This is a genomic window from Massilia scottii (assembly GCF_030846495.1).
Classification (GTDB): domain Bacteria; phylum Pseudomonadota; class Gammaproteobacteria; order Burkholderiales; family Burkholderiaceae_D; genus Telluria_A; species Telluria_A violaceinigra.
In genome coordinates this window covers 1-16,570 of the sequence record NZ_JAVCWM010000025.1, presented here as the reverse complement: position 1 = coordinate 16,570, position 16,570 = coordinate 1, and the positions used below count along the sequence as shown (strand labels likewise).

The 16,570-nt window shown below is 66.7% G+C and carries 16 protein-coding genes; all 16 read left to right on the top strand.

The genetic code is table 11. From position 1 onward, the window contains the following. Positions 1-13 precede the first annotated feature (13 nt). The 16 genes from RBA41_RS26160 to RBA41_RS26085 all read left to right on the top strand — a co-directional run bounded on the left by RBA41_RS26160 (position 14) and on the right by RBA41_RS26085 (position 16,461). The gene (locus tag RBA41_RS26160; RefSeq protein WP_306627218.1) at positions 14-730 is read left to right on the top strand and encodes an ABC transporter ATP-binding protein; all 717 of its coding nucleotides are present in this window, start codon (positions 14-16) and stop codon (positions 728-730) included. Beyond that, positions 718-1,644 carry an ExeA family protein gene (locus tag RBA41_RS26155; protein ID WP_306627216.1) on the top strand — a complete coding sequence of 309 codons (927 nt, stop codon included), beginning with the start codon at positions 718-720 and terminating at the stop codon, positions 1,642-1,644. Before RBA41_RS26160 ends, RBA41_RS26155 begins: the two co-directional genes overlap by 13 nt. 67 nt (positions 1,645-1,711) lie before the next feature. Next, positions 1,712-3,553, top strand: a complete 1,842-nt coding sequence (locus RBA41_RS26150) for a type II secretion system protein GspD (RefSeq protein ID WP_306627214.1) — start codon at positions 1,712-1,714, stop codon at positions 3,551-3,553. A 2-nt stretch (positions 3,554-3,555) separates the two neighbouring features. Then, positions 3,556-4,890 (top strand): tetratricopeptide repeat protein, encoded by a 1,335-nt coding sequence (locus tag RBA41_RS26145; protein ID WP_306627212.1) that lies wholly within the window; start codon positions 3,556-3,558, stop codon positions 4,888-4,890. A gap of 4 nt (positions 4,891-4,894) precedes the next feature. Then, a complete protein-coding gene (locus tag RBA41_RS26140; protein WP_306627210.1) occupies positions 4,895-6,598 on the top strand; it encodes a GspE/PulE family protein in 1,704 nt (567 codons plus the stop codon). Beyond that, complete coding sequence (locus RBA41_RS26135; RefSeq protein ID WP_306627209.1) at positions 6,598-7,803, top strand: type II secretion system F family protein; 1,206 nt, start codon at positions 6,598-6,600, stop codon at positions 7,801-7,803. The genes RBA41_RS26140 and RBA41_RS26135 overlap by 1 nt, the downstream gene beginning before the upstream one ends. Before the next feature lie 2 nt (positions 7,804-7,805). After that, complete coding sequence (locus tag RBA41_RS26130) at positions 7,806-9,374, top strand: hypothetical protein (RefSeq protein WP_306627207.1); 1,569 nt, start codon at positions 7,806-7,808, stop codon at positions 9,372-9,374. After that, positions 9,362-10,048 (top strand): hypothetical protein, encoded by a 687-nt coding sequence (locus RBA41_RS26125; RefSeq protein WP_306627205.1) that lies wholly within the window; start codon positions 9,362-9,364, stop codon positions 10,046-10,048. Before RBA41_RS26130 ends, RBA41_RS26125 begins: the two co-directional genes overlap by 13 nt. After that, positions 10,045-10,437 carry a hypothetical protein gene (locus RBA41_RS26120; RefSeq protein ID WP_306627203.1) on the top strand — a complete coding sequence of 131 codons (393 nt, stop codon included), beginning with the start codon at positions 10,045-10,047 and terminating at the stop codon, positions 10,435-10,437. The genes RBA41_RS26125 and RBA41_RS26120 overlap by 4 nt, the downstream gene beginning before the upstream one ends. Beyond that, positions 10,434-11,141, top strand: a complete 708-nt coding sequence (locus tag RBA41_RS26115) for a type II secretion system protein (RefSeq protein WP_306627201.1) — start codon at positions 10,434-10,436, stop codon at positions 11,139-11,141. The genes RBA41_RS26120 and RBA41_RS26115 overlap by 4 nt, the downstream gene beginning before the upstream one ends. 3 nt (positions 11,142-11,144) lie before the next feature. Beyond that, entirely contained in the window at positions 11,145-11,882 is a 738-nt protein-coding gene (locus tag RBA41_RS26110; protein ID WP_306627199.1) for an ABC transporter permease, read from the top strand. Next, positions 11,882-12,577, top strand: coding sequence for a hypothetical protein (locus tag RBA41_RS26105; RefSeq protein ID WP_306627197.1), 696 nt, complete (start codon positions 11,882-11,884; stop codon positions 12,575-12,577). Before RBA41_RS26110 ends, RBA41_RS26105 begins: the two co-directional genes overlap by 1 nt. A 45-nt stretch (positions 12,578-12,622) precedes the next feature. Further along, positions 12,623-13,174, top strand: a complete 552-nt coding sequence (locus RBA41_RS26100) for a prepilin-type N-terminal cleavage/methylation domain-containing protein (RefSeq protein WP_166881289.1) — start codon at positions 12,623-12,625, stop codon at positions 13,172-13,174. Positions 13,175-13,191: 17 nt separating this feature from the next. Next, complete coding sequence (locus RBA41_RS26095; protein ID WP_306627195.1) at positions 13,192-13,893, top strand: histidine phosphatase family protein; 702 nt, start codon at positions 13,192-13,194, stop codon at positions 13,891-13,893. 226 nt (positions 13,894-14,119) lie between these two features. Further along, entirely contained in the window at positions 14,120-15,205 is a 1,086-nt protein-coding gene (locus tag RBA41_RS26090; RefSeq protein ID WP_306627193.1) for a phosphotransferase, read from the top strand. After that, complete coding sequence (locus tag RBA41_RS26085; protein WP_306627191.1) at positions 15,202-16,461, top strand: acyl-CoA dehydrogenase family protein; 1,260 nt, start codon at positions 15,202-15,204, stop codon at positions 16,459-16,461. Before RBA41_RS26090 ends, RBA41_RS26085 begins: the two co-directional genes overlap by 4 nt. The last annotated feature ends 109 nt before the right edge of the window (positions 16,462-16,570 follow it).

Genomic DNA, 16,570 nt, shown 5'->3' with positions numbered 1-16,570 from the left:
CAACATTGTCAACATGAGCACACCCGCGCTGCGCTTCCGCCAGCTAGTCAAACGCTACGCCGGCGCGCCGGTGCTGGAAGGCATCGATCTCGACATCGCGGCGGGCGAATGCGTCGGCCTGGTGGGCATCAATGGCGCCGGCAAGACCAGCCTGCTGAAATGCCTGTTCGACTTCGTCTCGTTCGAGTCCGGCAGCATCGATATCTTCGGCCACGGCCACCGCCTCGCGCAAGCGCGCCGTCCCCTCGCCTTCCTGCCCGAACGCTTCATGCCGCCCTACTACCTCACCGGTGCCGAATTCCTGACATACATGGCCAAACTGCACGGCAACGCCTACGACGTCCACGCCGCCCACGCCATGCTCGACGCGCTCGACCTCGACCACGCGGCGCTGTCGATGCCGGTACGCAAGCACTCCAAGGGCATGACCCAGAAGCTGGGCCTGGCCGCCTGCTTTCTCGCCGACAAACAAGCCTACGTCCTGGACGAGCCCATGAGCGGCCTCGACCCGAAAGCGCGCGCCCGCCTGAAAGAGCGCCTGTTGCACGCGCGCAGCCAGGGTGCCACCGTGTTTTTCAGCTCGCACGCACTGGCCGACATCGAAGAGCTGTGCGACCGCATGGCCATCCTGCACGGCGGCCGGCTGCGCTTCATCGGCACGCCCGCGGCCTGCCGCGATGCCTACGGCGCGGCCACGCTGGAACAGGCCTTCCTCGCATGCGTGCACTAAATCCCATGTACCACCAGCACTTCGGCCTGCGCCAGTCGCCCTTCGGCATCACGCCCAACCCCGCTTTCTTCTATGCCGGCAATACGCGTGGCGAGATTCTCGACGCCCTGCTCTACGCGGTCGAACACGGCGAAGGCATCATCAAGGTCACGGGCGAAGTCGGCAGCGGCAAGACCATGCTGTGCCGCATGCTGGAAAACCAGCTGCCGCCGCATATCGACGTGATCTACCTCGCCAATCCCACACTGAAAAACACCGAGGTCGCCTACGCCATCGCCGGCGAACTTGAACTGGACGTGACCGGCAAGCGCATCGACGAAGTCACGCGCATGCTGCAGGCCGACCTGATCGCCCGCCACAGCGCCGGCAGGCAGGTGGTGCTGCTGGTCGAGGAAGCCCAGGCCATGCCGCTCGAGACGCTGGAAGAGGTGCGCCTGTTCTCCAACCTGGAAACGGCGCGCCACAAGCTGCTGCAGATCGTGCTGTTCGGCCAGCCCGAGCTCGACGAGCACCTGAACCTGGCCAGCATGCGCCAGTTCAAGGAACGCATCACCCACAACTTCGTGGTGCCGGCCATGCCGCCCGAGGTGATTCCCGACTTCCTGGCATTCCGCCTGCATGCGGCCGGCTACAACGGCCCGGCCGTGTTCAGCGCCGCCGCAAGCAGACAGATCGCGCGCGTGTCGCAAGGCATCGTGCGTCGCATCAATATCCTGGCGGACAAAGCCCTGATGGCCGCCTACATCGACGAATCCGACCTGGTCGAAGCGCGCCACGCCAAAGCGGCCATCGCCGACTGCGCCTTTGCCGGCAGCGGCCGCCCCACGCGCAGGACACTGGCCCTGGCCGGCCTCGGCGCGGCCATGCTGGCGTTGCTGGCGTGGCTCCTTTCGCGCAGCATCTTCTTCCATTAGACGTGCAGCAATTGCCCCACGCTTACTTTTCCGCCATTATTGTGTCTTGGCACTCAAGAGCGCACCAATGACCCTGACTAAATCCGTTTCCCCCTGGAGTACCGCAGGCACCGCCATCTGTTGCGCCTTGTTGAGCGCGTGTGCCACGCCCACCCTGCCCGGTTCGCCGTCGCACGTGACGCAGGCGCCCCCGGCGGCCGGACGGATTCCCGACCCGGTCATGCACAGCGCGCCGCTGCCGCCGCCCAAGGCCACGCCCAAGGCTGAAACCTACAGCGTCACGGTGCACAAGGTGCCGGTGCAGTCGCTGCTGTTTGCGCTGGCGCGCGACGCCCGCCTGAATGTCGACATTCACCCGGGCATCGAAGGCACGGTGACCCTCAACGCGCTCGACCAGACCCTGCCGCAGCTCCTGACCCGCATTTCGCGCCAGGTGGACATGCGCTACGAAATCGACGGCGCCACCCTGACCGTGCTGCCGGATACGCCGGTGTGGCGTAATTACAAGGTCGACTACGTCAACATGGCGCGCAGCACCAACAGCAGCGTCAACATCGCCACCCAGATTTCGACCACCGGTGGCGGTTCCAGCAGCCCAACGATCACCAACCCCAACGGCAGCACCAGCGGCGGCGCGGCCGGGTCGGGCGCATCGGGCGGGTCGGGCAACAATAATTCGACGACCTCGGTCACCAACCGCTCGGAAAACAACTTCTGGGGCAGCCTGGAAAAAAATATCCGCGACATGCTGCGCGACACCACGCTGGGCGATGCGCCGAGCACGATCTCGTCGGCCGCGCCCCCGCCGGCGCCCGGCGCCGCCGCGGCGCAGCCGGCCCAGCCCACGCCGCAGGCCGTGCCCGACAACGTGCTGGCCGCCTTCAACGCCTCGTCCAGCGAGCGCCAGCGCAACGCGCCGTCGGTGATCGTCAACGCCGAAGGCGGCCTGCTGGCGGTGCGCGCGACCGGGCGCCAGCACGAAAAGATCCAGCAATTTCTCGACATCGTGCTCGGCAGCGCCAAGCGCCAGGTGCTGATCGAAGCGACCATCATCGAAGTGCGGCTGTCCGACCAGTACCAGCAGGGCATCAACTGGAGCCGCCTGCACGGCGGGCTGACCCTGACCCAGAGGCCGGTCGGCCCCACGCTGCCCGGCTCGAACGTGGCCATCGGCACCACGCCGGGGCTGTTTTCGATCAATTACATCAACCCCACCTCGGCGCTGGGCAACATCACCACCGCGATCCAGCTGCTCGAATCGTTCGGCAAGGTCAAAGTGCTGTCCAGCCCCAAGATCAGCGTGCTGAACAACCAGACCGCGATGCTGAAAGTGGTCGACAACAACGTCTTCTTCACCATCAAGGTCACGCCCGCCGTGATCGGCGTGAACGGCAACGTCACCACCCCCGCCACCTACGAATCGAAGCTCGAAACGGTGCCGGTCGGCTTCGTGATGAGCGTCACGCCCCAGATTGCCGACTCGGACGAAGTCACCCTCAACGTGCGCCCGACGATCACCCGCATCGTCGGCTACGTGACCGACCCCAACCCGGCGCTGGCCGCCGAAAAGGTGACCAGCCAGGTGCCGGTGATCCAGGCGCGCGAAGTCGAATCGATCCTGAAGGTCTACAGCGGCGACATTTCCGTGCTGGGCGGGCTGATGCAGGACTCGGTCGACAATGCCAAGGATGCGGTGCCGGGCGCGGGCGTGCTGCCGGTGATCGGCAATTTCTTCTCGTACCGTAATGAAAAAGTCAGCAAGACGGAGCTGGTGATCTTCATCCGGCCGGTGGTGGTGAAAAATGCCAGCATCAACGGCGACTACAAGGATTACCGCTACCTGCTGCCCGACACCAGCGGCGCCGTGTCGGAGCCGTACTCCGAACCCGTGCGCGGAAAGGTGAACTGACCATGAGCCTCCTGATGCAGGCCCTCAAGAAAGCCGAGCGCGCCAAGCAAAACCATGCGCCCGACGAGGAACTGGCCAAGCCGTCCGAAGCCTACGACGAGGTACTGGCGCTGGCGCCGCATGAGCAGGCCACATCGGCCGAGCCGCTGACCCTGTCGCCGCTCGACGCGGCGCCGGCCGCCGCGCGCGCCGAACCGTCCATCGATGTCGCGCCCGAGGCGCCGCGCATGGCCATTCCGGACCCGCAGGCCGAACCGCCAGCGGCACCGCCACGGCGTGCGCGCAACGCCCCGCCACCGCCGCCGCCACGGGTCAAGGCCCGGAAGCGCGCCATGGCGCGCATGGACGCGCGCACCATCCGCATTGCGGTCCTCGGCAGCATCGCCCTGCTGATCGCCGCCGTGTTCGCGTATATTTACTGGAACGCCGTGTACGGTCCCGGTTCCAGCCGCCACCTGCCGATGGTGCCGATGCCGGGCCAGAACCAGAGTACCGCGCCAGACCCCGGCGCCGCCGTGCCCGGCGTGCCCGTCATCGCCGCCCAGCCCGGTGCGGACGTTCCCATTCAGGCGGCGCAGCCGGCCCAGCCCTACGTTGCGCAAACGCCGCCGCCCTCCTCGCGCGACCAGATTCCCCCGGACGAAGCGATGCGCCTGCAGCAGTTGCAGCAGGGGCAGCAACCAGCACCGCCGCCGCAGGCCGCGCCGCGCGCGGCGGCAGCGGCGCCCGACAGCAGCGGCATCCGCGTGGCACGCGTTAGCAAGCCGGAGCAGATCAATCCCTCGCTCCAGAACGGTTTTACGGCCTACAACAATGGCGACCTGCCAGCCGCGCGCCAGAGCTACCAGACCGTGCTGCGGCAAGACGCGAACAACCGCGACGCCCTGCTCGGCATGGCCGCCCTCGCCGCCCGCGACAACCAGGCCGAGCAGGCTGCAAGCATCTACGCGCGCCTGCTCGAGCTCGACCCCAACGACAACGACGCGCTGGCCGGCCTGACCAGCGTGCGCCAGGGCGATCCGGCCCAGTCCGAAGGGCGCCTGCGCCGCGTGGTCGAACGCAATCCGGAATCGGGCCCGCTGCTGTTCGCCCTGGGCAACCTGTACGCGCGCCAGGGGCGCTGGCCCGAAGCCCAGCAGCATTATTTCCGCGCCTATTCCGCCAGTCCCAGCAATGCCGACTACGCCTTCAACCTGGCCATCGGCCTGGACCGCCTGAACCAGGGCAAGCTGGCGCTGACCTATTACCAGCGCGCGGTGGAACTGGCGCAGCGCGGCGCTGTCAATTTCGACCGCGCCGCGGCCGCCACCCGCGCACGCGAACTGGGCGGGCAATAGCCGCATGTCGGAACATGTAAAATTCCCCCTCGGCAAACTGCTGATCCAGAAAGGGGTCATCAGCGAAGACCAGCTGCGCATCGCGCTGATCGAACAAAAGCGCAGCAGCGAGCCGCTCGGCAAACTCTTGATCACGCTCGGTTTCGTCACCGAAGCGACGGTGCGCGAAGCGCTGTCGGAAAACCTGAACCAGCAAAGCGCCGACCTGACCAGCCTGGTGGTCGACGCCATCGCGTTAAAACTCATTCCGAAGGATGTGGCCAAGCGCTACCGCGTGTTCCCGATCGTCTACGAGCGCGATACCGACAACCTGATCCTGGCCATGGCCGACACCAGCAACATCGTCGCGCTGGACCAGATCAGCGCCATGCTGGTCAAGGGCATCACGATCGCGCCGGTGCTGGTCAACGAATCGGATATCGCGCGCGCCATCGACCAGTATTACGGCTTCGAGCTGTCGATCGACGGCATCTTGCTCGAGATTGAAACCGGCGAAGTCAATTACGCCGCCATGGCCGCCACCACCGACGAATACAGCCAGCCGATGGTGCGCCTGATGGACGCGCTGCTGGCCGATGCAGTGCAGAATGGCGCCTCCGACATTCACTTCGAGCCGGAACAGAGTTTTCTGCGCATCCGCTACCGCATCGACGGCATCCTGCGCCAGATCCGCAGCCTGCACAAATCGTACTGGCCGGCGATGGCGGTGCGCCTGAAGGTGATGAGCAATATGAACATCGCCGAATCGCGCGCGCCGCAGGACGGACGCATTTCGATCAAGTTCTCGGGGCGCCAGATCGACTTCCGGGCCTCGGCCCAACCGACCACGCACGGCGAAAATTTTGTCCTGCGCGTGCTCGATCGCCAGAAGGGACTGGTGCCGCTGGACGGCCTGGGACTGGGCGAGGACGAACTGCACCTGCTCAAACTGATGATCGCCCGTCCGCACGGCGTCATTCTCGTCACCGGGCCGACCGGCAGCGGCAAGACCACCACCCTGTACTCGATCCTGAACCACATCAACACCGAGAGCGTCAACATCATGACCTTGGAAGACCCGGTCGAGTACCCGATGAACATGATCCGCCAGACCTCGATCAACGAATCGGCCAAGATGGGCTTTGCCGACGGCATCCGCTCGATGATGCGCCAGGACCCGGATATCATTTTGGTGGGCGAAGTGCGCGACAGGGAAACCGCCGAAATGGCGTTTTCGGCCGCCATGACCGGCCACCAGGTCTACACCACCCTGCACACCAATTCGGCCATCGGCTCGGTCTCGCGCCTGCTCGACATCGGCATCCTGCCCGACATCATGGCCGGCAACATCATCGGCATCATCGCCCAGCGCCTGGTGCGGCGCCTGTGCCAGGCGTGCAAGACCGAATCGCTTGCCGACGCGACGGAGCGCCGCTTGCTTGGCCTCTCCGCCGAGGACCCGGCGGCCACCATCTGCCAGGCGGCCGGCTGCGAAGCCTGCGGCCACCAGGGCTACAAGGGCCGCATGGCGATCATGGAACTGCTCAAGGTGAACGCCGACATCGACGAAGCCATCGCCCGCCGCGCCTCGCTGCGCGAACTGAAAGAGACCGCGCGCGCCGCCGGCTTTCGCTCGCTGGTCGACGACGGCATGCGCCGCGTGCTGGAGGGCGCCACCTCGCTCGACGAAGTGGCGCGCGTGGTCGACCTGACCGACAGGCTGGCCTGATGCCGCTGTACGCCTACCGCGCGATGGACCTGGCCGGCCAGATGGTGCCCGGCGCGATGGACGCGACCAACAGCGCCGACCTGGAACTGCGCCTGCGCCGCATGGAGCTCGACCTGATCGACTTCCGCGTGGCCGGACAGAGGGCGGTCGCCTTCGGCAAGCGCGTGGTGCGGCGCGCGGATTTGATCAACTTCTGCTTCCACATGGAGCAGCTCACCGCCGCCGGCGTGCCGATCCTGGAAGGCCTGGGCGACCTGCGCGACTCCCTTGACCACCCGCGCTTTCGCGAAATCGTCACCGACCTGATCGAGTCAATCGAAGGCGGCCTGACCCTGTCCGAAGCGCTGCGCCACCATGACGAAGTGTTCGACAACACCTTCACCAGCCTCATTACCGCCGGCGAATCGAGCGGCAAACTGGCCGAGGTATTCCGCAACCTGTCCGACAGCCTGAAATGGCAGGACGAACTGGCCGCCCAGACCAAGAAAATCATCACCTACCCGATCGTGGTCGCGGTCGTGGTGCTGGGCGTGACCTTCTTCCTGATGATCGTGCTGGTGCCGCAACTGACCTCGTTCATCAAGAACATGGGCGGCGAACTGCCGTTTCATACCAGGGCCCTGATCGCGGTCTCGAATGTCTTCATCCACTACTGGTATGCCTTGCTCGCCCTGCCGCTGCTGGCCTGGTTCGGCGGGCGGGCATGGCTGCGCCGCAGCGACAGCGCGCGCATGCTGGCCGACGGCCTGAAACTGCGCCTGCCCCTGATCGGGCCCGTGCTGCACAAGATCATCCTGGCGCGCTTCGCCACCTTTTTCGGGCTGATGTACGGCTCCGGCATCACCATCCTCGAATGCATCCGCCTGTCGGAAGGCATCGTCGCCAACCGCGTGGTGGCCGCCGGTCTGCAGCGCGCCGCGCAATTGATCTCCGACGGCCAGAGCGTCACGCTGGCGTTCCAGAACAGCGGCATCTTCCCGCCGCTGGTGCTGCGCATGCTGCGCGTGGGCGAGGCCACCGGCTCGCTCGACAACGCCCTGCGCAACGTCAGCTACTTCTATAATCGCGAAGTGAAGGAAATGATCGAGCGCGTGCAGTCGCTCATCGAACCGGCCATGACGGTCACGCTCGGCCTGCTGCTGGGATGGATCATGCTGTCCGTGCTGGGACCGATCTACGACACCATGAGCCAGTTGAAAACGTAAGGATGGCAGTGCTGCCCAAACAATTATTCTATGTGACGAACGACCGGCTGTGCGCCTTCGACTGGCGCGCCGGGGCGCTTGCGCCCGGGCCCTGCTTTCCGGCCGACCGTGACGGCATGGAAGCCTTTGCGCGCTACCTCGACGGCGCGCAAGGCACGCGCGCCTGCCTCGTGGCCGACCTGGTCGAAGAAGACTTCCAGCGCTGCCTGCTGCCGCACGTGGGCGGCCGCGCCGGGCGCACCCTGGTCGAACGGCGCCTCTCGCATGCCTTTCGCGACACGCCGTTCCGCCATGCCGACATCCAGGACCGCGACAGCGAAGGCCGGCGCGACGACCACACCGTGTTCTCGGCCCTGACCAACGCCGCCATGGTGCAGCCGTGGGTGGCCGTGATGGAGCAGAACAGAATCCCCCTGGCCGGCCTGTACTCGGCCGCCCACCTGTCGGCGAAGCTGGTGCGGCGCATGGGCATCGCCCAGGACCATCTGCTGCTGATCGCCGAACAGGGGGGCGGCCTGCGCCAGAGCTATTTCCAGGGCCCGTACCTGAAATTTTCCCGCCTGACGGTGCTGGCCGCGCACGACGATGTCATCGACGCCACTGCGTCAGAGACGGCCAAGATGCAGCAGTTCCTGACCAGCACCCGCCTGCTGGGACGCGGCGACATGCTGCACGTGGTGGTGCTCGCGCCCCCGGCGCGCGTGGCCGCGCTGGAACAGCGCTGCGAAGACGATCAGGAACTCGCCTATCACTTCATCGACATCGACAGCGCCTGCGCGCGCCTGAAACTGGCGGGCGGCGTGGACACGGCCGAACAGCTTTTGCTTGGCCTCTTGGGTCGCGACTCCCTGCCCAGCCAGTACCCGCCTGGTGCCGCCGGCCGCTTTTACCAGCTCTGGCGCGCGCGCCTGGCGCTCAACTGCGCCAGCGCCGCGATCGCCGCCGTCGGCGCCGTCTGGCTGCTGGCCAGCGCGTGGGGCAGCGTGCGCGATGGCCAGGAAGCCACGCGCCTGCTGGCCGAGGCGGCGCAGCACGACGCGCGCTACCGCGCCATCATGGCCAGCTTGCCGCCGACGGCTGCGCGCAGCGCCAACATGAAGGCCGCGGTGCAGCTCGACCGCCTGCTCGGCGCCACCGCCCCCGCCCCGGCGCCGCTGGTGGCGCTGGTGAGCCGCTCGCTGGAACGCGCACCCGCGATCCGCCTGCTGGCGCTCGACTGGCAGGTGCAGCAGCCGGCGCTGGCCCAGACTGGCGCCGGCGCCAGTCTGGTCGCACCAGCCGCCGGCGACACCACCGACCCGATCGCGGCCAGCGTGGTCGGCCTGCCGTCGGCGCCGGTGCAGGTGCTGCGCATCGATGGCGAAATCGAGGTCGGCCCATCGGACTACCGCGCCATTGTCGACAGCGTGAACCAGTTCGCGCTCGACATGGCCGGCAATCCCGGCGTGGCGGTGCACATCGTCGAAGCGCCGCTCGATGTGCGCCAGAGCGTCAAGTTAAGCGGCAAGACCGACGCTGGCGACACCGGCGTCAAGCCGCGCTTCGTCATCAACCTGACATGGAAACCATGATGGCCAAGCCGAACGCCCTGCGTGCCAAGCCGGCCGACGCCAACCTACCCACCTGGCGCGACGAACTCGGCATGATCGCCGCGCCCGCCAGGCTGTGCGCCGGCGTGCTGGGCGCCGCCGTGCTGCTGGTGGGCGCGGCCACCTGGTACGGCGCGCAGAAGGCGGCAGCGCTGGCGCAGGCGGCCCAGGTACGCGGCGCGGCGGCCAGCCGCTTCCAGAATGTGGAATCGGAAAAGCAGGACATCGCCATCTACCAGCCGCGCTTCATGGAACTGCAGGCGGGCGGCCTGATTGGCGACGAAAACCGGCTGGCATGGATCGAGACGATCAAATCGATCCAGGGCACGCGCAAGCTGGTCTCGGCCAGCTACGACATCGAACCCCAGCAGGCGCTTGTTCTCGGTGCCCCGATGGCGCTGGGCGACTACCAGCTGCGCGGCAGCCGCATGCGCGTCGAACTCGGGCTGGTGCACGAACTGGACCTGTTCCACTTCATCGACGACCTGCGCGGCGCCGGGCGCTTCACGGTCCAGGACTGCAAGCTGAAACGCACCGACGCACCGGCCGAATCGATCGGCGTGGCGCGCCTGGCGGCCGACTGCACCCTGATCTGGCTGACGCTCGGCGCCACGCCGCAGCCGGATGCGCCAGCGCTTGCGAAAGGATCGCCATGAAATCCAGGCTCGCCGCCTGCCTGCCGCTCGTCGCCGCCCTCACCGCCCACGCACAGACGGCGCCGATGGGGCGCCTGTTCACGACGCCGGCCGAACGCCATCAGCTCGATATCCAGCGCGGCCTGGTCGCCGCACCGCCAGTGCCGGTGGTGGAAGCGGCGCCCGTGCCGCAGCCGCTGACCGTGAACGGCTTCGTGCGGCGCAGCAGCGGCAAGTCGACCGTGTGGGTGAACAACGAGGCCCAGGAAGGCGCGCGCAACCGCTTCAGCGGGCCGGCGCAGGCGCCGCGCGTGACGCTGACGCTGCCCTCGGGCCGGAAGGTCGTGCTCAAACCCGGGCAGAGCGTGGACATGAACGCCGGCACCGTCACCGACGTCGACCAGCCATGACGCGCGCGCAGCGGGGATTCAGCCTGGTCGAAATGGCGGTGGTGCTGGTGATCGTCGGGCTGATGATCGGCGGGCTACTGACCCCGCTGGCGGTGCAGATGGAACAGCGCAAGATCGGCGACACCCAGAAAACCATGGACGAAGCGCGCGAAGCGCTGATGGGTTTCGCGCTGCGCAACGGCTACCTGCCCTGCCCCGCCGTCTCGCCGGTCAACGGCCTGGAAGACCGCAACGGCGCCACCTGCCGCGACGGCAAGCGCCAGGGCGTGCTGCCGTGGGCCACGCTGGGCCTGCCCAAGCTCGATAGCTGGGGACGCGCGTTCCACTACAGCGTCACGCCGGCCTACAGCAACAGCCAGACCATGTTCACGCTGCAGACCGCGCGCGACATCACCATCGGCACGCGCGATGCGCGCGGCAACCTGGTGGCGGCGACCGGCATCAACGATATTCCGGCGGTGATCGTCTCGCACGGGAAAAACGGCGCCGGCGGCTTTGGCGACACGGGAGTGCGCAGCCTCGATACGAGCAGCACCAACGTCGACGAACGCACCAACGCCGGCAGTGCCGGCATCGCCTTCGTGGCGCGCACGCCGAGCGAGAGCCCCACCGCGCCGGGCGGCGAGTACGACGACCTGGTGATCTGGCTTTCGCCGAATGTGCTGTTCAACCGCATGGTTGCCGCCGGAACGCTGCCGCGCTAGGCCATGCTGGGACCCATCTTCACGATTGCCACATACACCGTGCTCGAAGCGCTGCGCAACCGCATCGCCTGGGTGCTGGGCGGCCTGGCCATCGGCGCGGTCGCGCTGGGCGGCTTCGTGGGCCAACTGGCGCTCACCGAAAGCGCCGCGCTGCAAGCAGCGCTGCTGGCCGCCTTGCTGCGGGTGTGCTGCGTGCTGCTGGTGGCAGGTTTCGTGGCCACCAGCGTGGTGCGCGAAGCGGCCGACAAGGGCCAGGAACTGCTGCTCGCCCTGGCCATACCGCGCGCCGCCTACGTGCTGGGCAAGCTGGCCGGATTCGGCCTGGTGGCGCTGCTGCCGGCACTGCTGTTCGGGGCGATGGCATTGATGCTCGCGCCGCCCGCATGGTGCGCCGCGTGGGCCGTCTCGCTGTGGTGCGAACTGTGGATCGTTGCCGCATTTTGCCTGCTGTGCGTGCTCACGCTCGGGCAGGTCATGGCGGCGCTGGCGGCCACCTTGGCGTTCTATCTGCTGGCGCGGGCGATCGGCAGCCTGCAAGCCATGGCGCAGGATGCGGCGCAACTGCCGCGCATGGCCATCGACGCGCTGGCGGCCGTGCTGCCGCACCTGGACCAGTTCACGCGCAGCGAGTGGCTGGTGTACGGCGGCGCCCAGCTGGCGCCGCTGCTGGCGCAGAGCGCGATCTATGTCACCTTGCTGGGGGCCGCCGCGCTGTTCGATTTTTACCGCAAGGACCTGTGATGGCCGCGCGCGTGCCGCTGCCGGTGACGCTGCTGCTGGTGGCCGCGCTGGCGCTCCAGGTGGGCTACCGGGCCGCGCGCGCGCCGCAGCCCCCGACTGCGGCCGGCCTGGGACAAGCGCCCCCGCTGGCCGTGCTGCGCCTGGCCAGCCTGGGCGAACCGGTGGCGCTGGCCAAGGCCATGACCCTGTACGTGCAAGGCCAGGACGAGGCGGCCACGCCGCTGGGCGCCATCGATTACAGCGCCTTGCGCACGTGGCTGGAGCGCATCGTCGACCTCGACCCGCGCGGCCAGGCGCCGCTGCTGGCGGCGAGCCAGGTGTACGGCGCCAGCGCCGACCCGGCGCGCACCCGCATCATGCTCGATTTCGTGCACCAGCGTTTTGGCGAAGACCCCGACCGGCGCTGGCCATGGCTGGCCCATGCGGCGCTGGTGGCGCGCCACCGGCTGCACGATCCCGCGCTGGCGCGCCAGTATGCGCACGCGATCCGCACCCGTACGACAAACGCGGTCCTGCCCGCGTGGGCGCGCCAGATGGAGCTGTTCATCCTCGACGACATGGGCGAGGACGAAAGTGCCATGGCGCTGATCGGCGCCATGCTGGCCAGCGGCCAGGTCAGCGATCCGCGCGAGCTCGCGTTGCTGGAACGGCGCCTGCACAACATTTCGGCGCGCCAGCGCCGGGCCCATCCTTGATACGCTAGAATAATACGCAGCTGCCGTCACAACAGAGAGAGCCCCATGCAACGACAACAAGGATTCACCCTCGTCGAAATCGCCATCGTGCTGGTGATCATCGGCCTGCTGCTGGGCGGCGTGCTCAAGGGCCAGGGGCTGATCGACAGCGCCAAGGTCAAGAACATCATCCAGCAATCGAACTCGCTGTCGGCGGCGGTGAACGCCTACCAGGACAAATTCCGCGCCCTGCCAGGCGACGACGTGCTGGCCACCACCCACGTGGCCGGCGCCACGGCCAACGGCAACGGCGACGGCCAGATCACCGAATACCTGTCGGCGCCGCAGCACCTGGCGCTGTCCGGCTTCATCACCGGCGCCTACAACGGCACCACCGATTTCATGACCAGCGCCCAGGGCGGCGCGGTCTACATCTACAACGACGCGGTGGGCGGGCGCAGCGGCAATGGCTTGCGCTTCGACAACCTCCCCGACTCCTTCGCCCAGCAGCTCGACAGCAAGCTCGACGATGGCGTCGCCACCACCGGCGCCGTGCGCGCGACCGCCCCGTACACCAACACCGGCAGCATCGTCACCCGCACCGCCCTGTTTTTCTGAACCGACCACAAGAACCCATGTCCCCTACATCCCAGCGCCGGCGCATCTTCCTGATGCGCCATGGCAGCGTTACCTATTTCGATGCCGCAGGAAAACCCTTTCTTCCCGAATCCGTCCCGCTCAACGAACAGGGCTGCGCGCAAGCCCGTGCGGCCGGACAAGCCTTCGCCGCCGAAGGCGTCCAGTTCGACCGGGTCATCGTCTCCGGCCTGCCGCGCACGGTGGAAACGGCGACCCGCGTGCTGGGGGCGACCGGCCAGGGGATCGACATCGAGATCTGGCCCGAGTTTGAAGAAATCCGCGGCGGGCGCCTGTCGACGATTGCCGACGCCGACCTCAAGGACGCGTTTACGGGTGCGTTTGAAGGCATGGTGGGCGAAGACAAGCGCTTCCTGGGGGGCGAATCGGTGGGGCAGCTGATGGACCGGATCCACCCGGCGGTCACGCGCCTGCGGGGTCAGGACGACTGGGACACGGCCTTGCTGGTGCTCCATGGCGGCGTGAACTGCGCGATTTTATCGTTGGCGCTGACGGGCCAGCGCATGTTCCTCGGTGGGCTGTCGCAAACGGCCGGCTGCATCAACGCGCTCGACGTCGGTGATGCCGAGGCCGACTGGGTAGTACGCTTCGTCAACTACTCCCCGCCCGCCCCGCTGCAAACCGACACCCGCAGCACCACGATGGAACAGCTGTACGACCAATACCGCCTCTCGCGCTGACTGCCCCCCAAACAACATTTCTTAACCGGGGTCAGACCTCCGACTCGAAACATTTCCTAACCGGGGTCAGACCTCCGACTCGAAACATTTCCTAACCGGGGTCAGACCTCCGACTCGAAACATTTCTTAATTGAGCTCTGACCCCGGTTGTGCGGTGGTGGAAAAATTAGTACGGTCGTTCTATTCATGCGCTAGAATAGATCTCACATAACCAGCAGGAGACAAGATGTTCGAGGAAATGATGGGGACCAAGCCGGTCTCGGAGCGCCAGAAATTCGACGTCGATGCCCTCGACGCTTATCTGCGCGCCCATGTGGAGGGCTATCCCGGCGGCCCGCTTGAAGTGGCCCAGTTCAAGGGCGGGCAGTCCAATCCCACCTTCAAGATCAGCGCCGGCGGCCAGCATTATGTGCTGCGCACCAAGCCCGGACCGGCCGCCAAGCTGCTCCCGTCCGCCCACGCCATCGAGCGCGAATTCCGCGTCATGGATGCCTTGCAAAAGGCCGGCTTTCCCGCCGCCCGCCAGTACGCGCTGTGCACCGACGAGTCGGTCATCGGCCGCGCATTCTACGTGATGGAATTCGTCGATGGCCGCGTGCTGTGGGATCAATCCCTGCCGGGCATGACGCCCGCCGAACGCGCCGCCATCTACGACGAACTGAACCGCGTCATCGCCGCTCTCCACACGGTCGACTACGGCGCCATCGGCCTGGCCGATTACGGCAAACCCGGCAATTATTTCGCGCGCCAGATCGAACGCTGGACACGCCAGTACCAGGCCTCGGTCACGGAACCGATCGATGCCATGGACCAGCTGATCGCCTGGCTGCCGCACAATATTCCGCCCGGCGACGATACGGCCATCGTGCATGGCGACTTCCGCCTCGACAACATGATCTTCCACCCGACCGAGCCGCGCATCCTCGCCGTGCTCGACTGGGAACTGTCGACCCTGGGCCACCCGGCGGCGGATTTTTCCTACCATTGCATGAGCTGGCACATTGCTCCCGGCCAGTTCCGCGGCATCGCCGGTCTCGACCTGGACGCGCTCGGCATTCCCACCCAGGAAGCCTACATCGCCGCCTACGCTGCGCGCACCGGCAAGACCATCCGCATCGAGGATTTCAATTTTTACCTGGCCTACAATATGTTCCGCCTGGCCGGCATCATGCAAGGCATCATGAAACGCTACGTCGACGGCACCGCGTCCAGCGCGCAAGCCCTCGACAACGGCAAGGCCGCCCGGCCCATGGCCGAACTGGGCTGGCAGTACGCCCAGCGCGCCATTTCTCTTTCCAAGGAATCCACATGAACTTCGATTACTCCGACCGCTGCAAAGCGTTGCAGGCGCGCCTGCTCGCCTTCATGGACCAGCACGTCTATCCGAACGAGACCGCCTTCAAGCAGGAAGTCGACCGCAACGGCACGCACAAGGGCAACCGCTGGATTCCGACCGAGCTGATCGAGCGGCTCAAGCCGCTGGCGCGCGAACAGGGCCTGTGGAATCTGTTCCTGCCGAAATCGGACCGCGCGCCCGAGGGCTTGTCGAACCTCGATTACGCGCCGCTGTGCGAGATCATGGGCCGGGTCGGCTGGGCGCCGGAGGTGTTCAATTGCGCCGCCCCCGACACGGGCAATATGGAAACCATCGAGCGCTACGGCAGCGAAGAACACAAGCGCACCTGGCTCGAACCGCTGCTGCGCGGCGAGATCCGCTCGGCCTTTGCCATGACCGAGCCGGCCGTGGCCTCGTCCGACGCGACCAACATCGAAACGAGCATCGCGCGCGATGGCGATGACTATGTCATCAACGGACGCAAGTGGTGGATTTCGGGCGCGGGCGACCCGCGCTGCAAGATTTTCATCGTCATGGGCAAGACCGATCCGGAAGCGGCGCGCCATGCCCAGCAATCGATGATCCTGGTGCCGGCCGACACGCCCGGCATCACCATCGTGCGCCCGCTGCCCGTGTTCGGCTACGACGATGCCCCGCACGGCCACTGCGAAATCCTGTTCGAGAACGTGCGCGTGCCGGCGTCGAGCCTGCTGCTGGGCGAGGGCCGCGGTTTCGAGATCGCCCAGGGCCGCCTGGGGCCGGGCCGCATCCACCATTGCATGCGCGCCATCGGCGTGGCCGAGCGCGCGCTGGAACTGATGTGCCTGCGTCTGAACAGCCGCGTTGCCTTCGGCAAGAAGATTTCCGACCAGGGTGTGTGGCGCGAGCGCATCGCCGAGTCGCGCATCCAGATCGACACCGCGCGCCTGCTGACGCTCAAGACCGCGGCGCTGATGGATACCGTGGGCAACAAGCACGCCCAAGCCGAGATCGCCATGATCAAGGTGCTGGCGCCGAATGTGGCCCAGCAGGTGCTGGACTGGGCGATCCAGGCGCATGGCGCGGCCGGCGTGTCGGACGAGTTTCCGCTGGCCTACCAATGGGCCGGCAACCGCACCCTGCGCCTGGCCGACGGACCGGACGAAGTGCACCGCAACGCCATCGCCAAGATTGAACTGGCCAAGCACATCAAGCTGGGCGAAGACCTGTCGCTGCCGATCACCCGTTCCTGACCCGCACCGAACTTCCGGCAATGTTTCTTAACCGGGGTCAGAGCTCCCAATCGGAACACTTTTGTTTCTAATCGGAGCTCTGACCCCGGTTAGGAAACGTTTCGAATCG

Coding starts and splice junctions, on each gene's coding strand:
- RBA41_RS26150 (WP_306627214.1), top strand. CDS start 1,712: ATGACCCTGACTAAATCCGTTTCCCCCTGGAGTACCGCAGGCACCGCC.
- RBA41_RS26105 (WP_306627197.1), top strand. CDS start 11,882: ATGGCCGCGCGCGTGCCGCTGCCGGTGACGCTGCTGCTGGTGGCCGCG.
- RBA41_RS26110 (WP_306627199.1), top strand. CDS start 11,145: ATGCTGGGACCCATCTTCACGATTGCCACATACACCGTGCTCGAAGCG.
- RBA41_RS26135 (WP_306627209.1), top strand. CDS start 6,598: ATGCCGCTGTACGCCTACCGCGCGATGGACCTGGCCGGCCAGATGGTG.
- RBA41_RS26155 (WP_306627216.1), top strand. CDS start 718: ATGCGTGCACTAAATCCCATGTACCACCAGCACTTCGGCCTGCGCCAG.
- RBA41_RS26100 (WP_166881289.1), top strand. CDS start 12,623: ATGCAACGACAACAAGGATTCACCCTCGTCGAAATCGCCATCGTGCTG.
- RBA41_RS26130 (WP_306627207.1), top strand. CDS start 7,806: ATGGCAGTGCTGCCCAAACAATTATTCTATGTGACGAACGACCGGCTG.
- RBA41_RS26160 (WP_306627218.1), top strand. CDS start 14: ATGAGCACACCCGCGCTGCGCTTCCGCCAGCTAGTCAAACGCTACGCC.
- RBA41_RS26095 (WP_306627195.1), top strand. CDS start 13,192: ATGTCCCCTACATCCCAGCGCCGGCGCATCTTCCTGATGCGCCATGGC.
- RBA41_RS26145 (WP_306627212.1), top strand. CDS start 3,556: ATGAGCCTCCTGATGCAGGCCCTCAAGAAAGCCGAGCGCGCCAAGCAA.
- RBA41_RS26115 (WP_306627201.1), top strand. CDS start 10,434: ATGACGCGCGCGCAGCGGGGATTCAGCCTGGTCGAAATGGCGGTGGTG.
- RBA41_RS26125 (WP_306627205.1), top strand. CDS start 9,362: ATGGAAACCATGATGGCCAAGCCGAACGCCCTGCGTGCCAAGCCGGCC.
- RBA41_RS26090 (WP_306627193.1), top strand. CDS start 14,120: ATGTTCGAGGAAATGATGGGGACCAAGCCGGTCTCGGAGCGCCAGAAA.
- RBA41_RS26085 (WP_306627191.1), top strand. CDS start 15,202: ATGAACTTCGATTACTCCGACCGCTGCAAAGCGTTGCAGGCGCGCCTG.
- RBA41_RS26120 (WP_306627203.1), top strand. CDS start 10,045: ATGAAATCCAGGCTCGCCGCCTGCCTGCCGCTCGTCGCCGCCCTCACC.
- RBA41_RS26140 (WP_306627210.1), top strand. CDS start 4,895: ATGTCGGAACATGTAAAATTCCCCCTCGGCAAACTGCTGATCCAGAAA.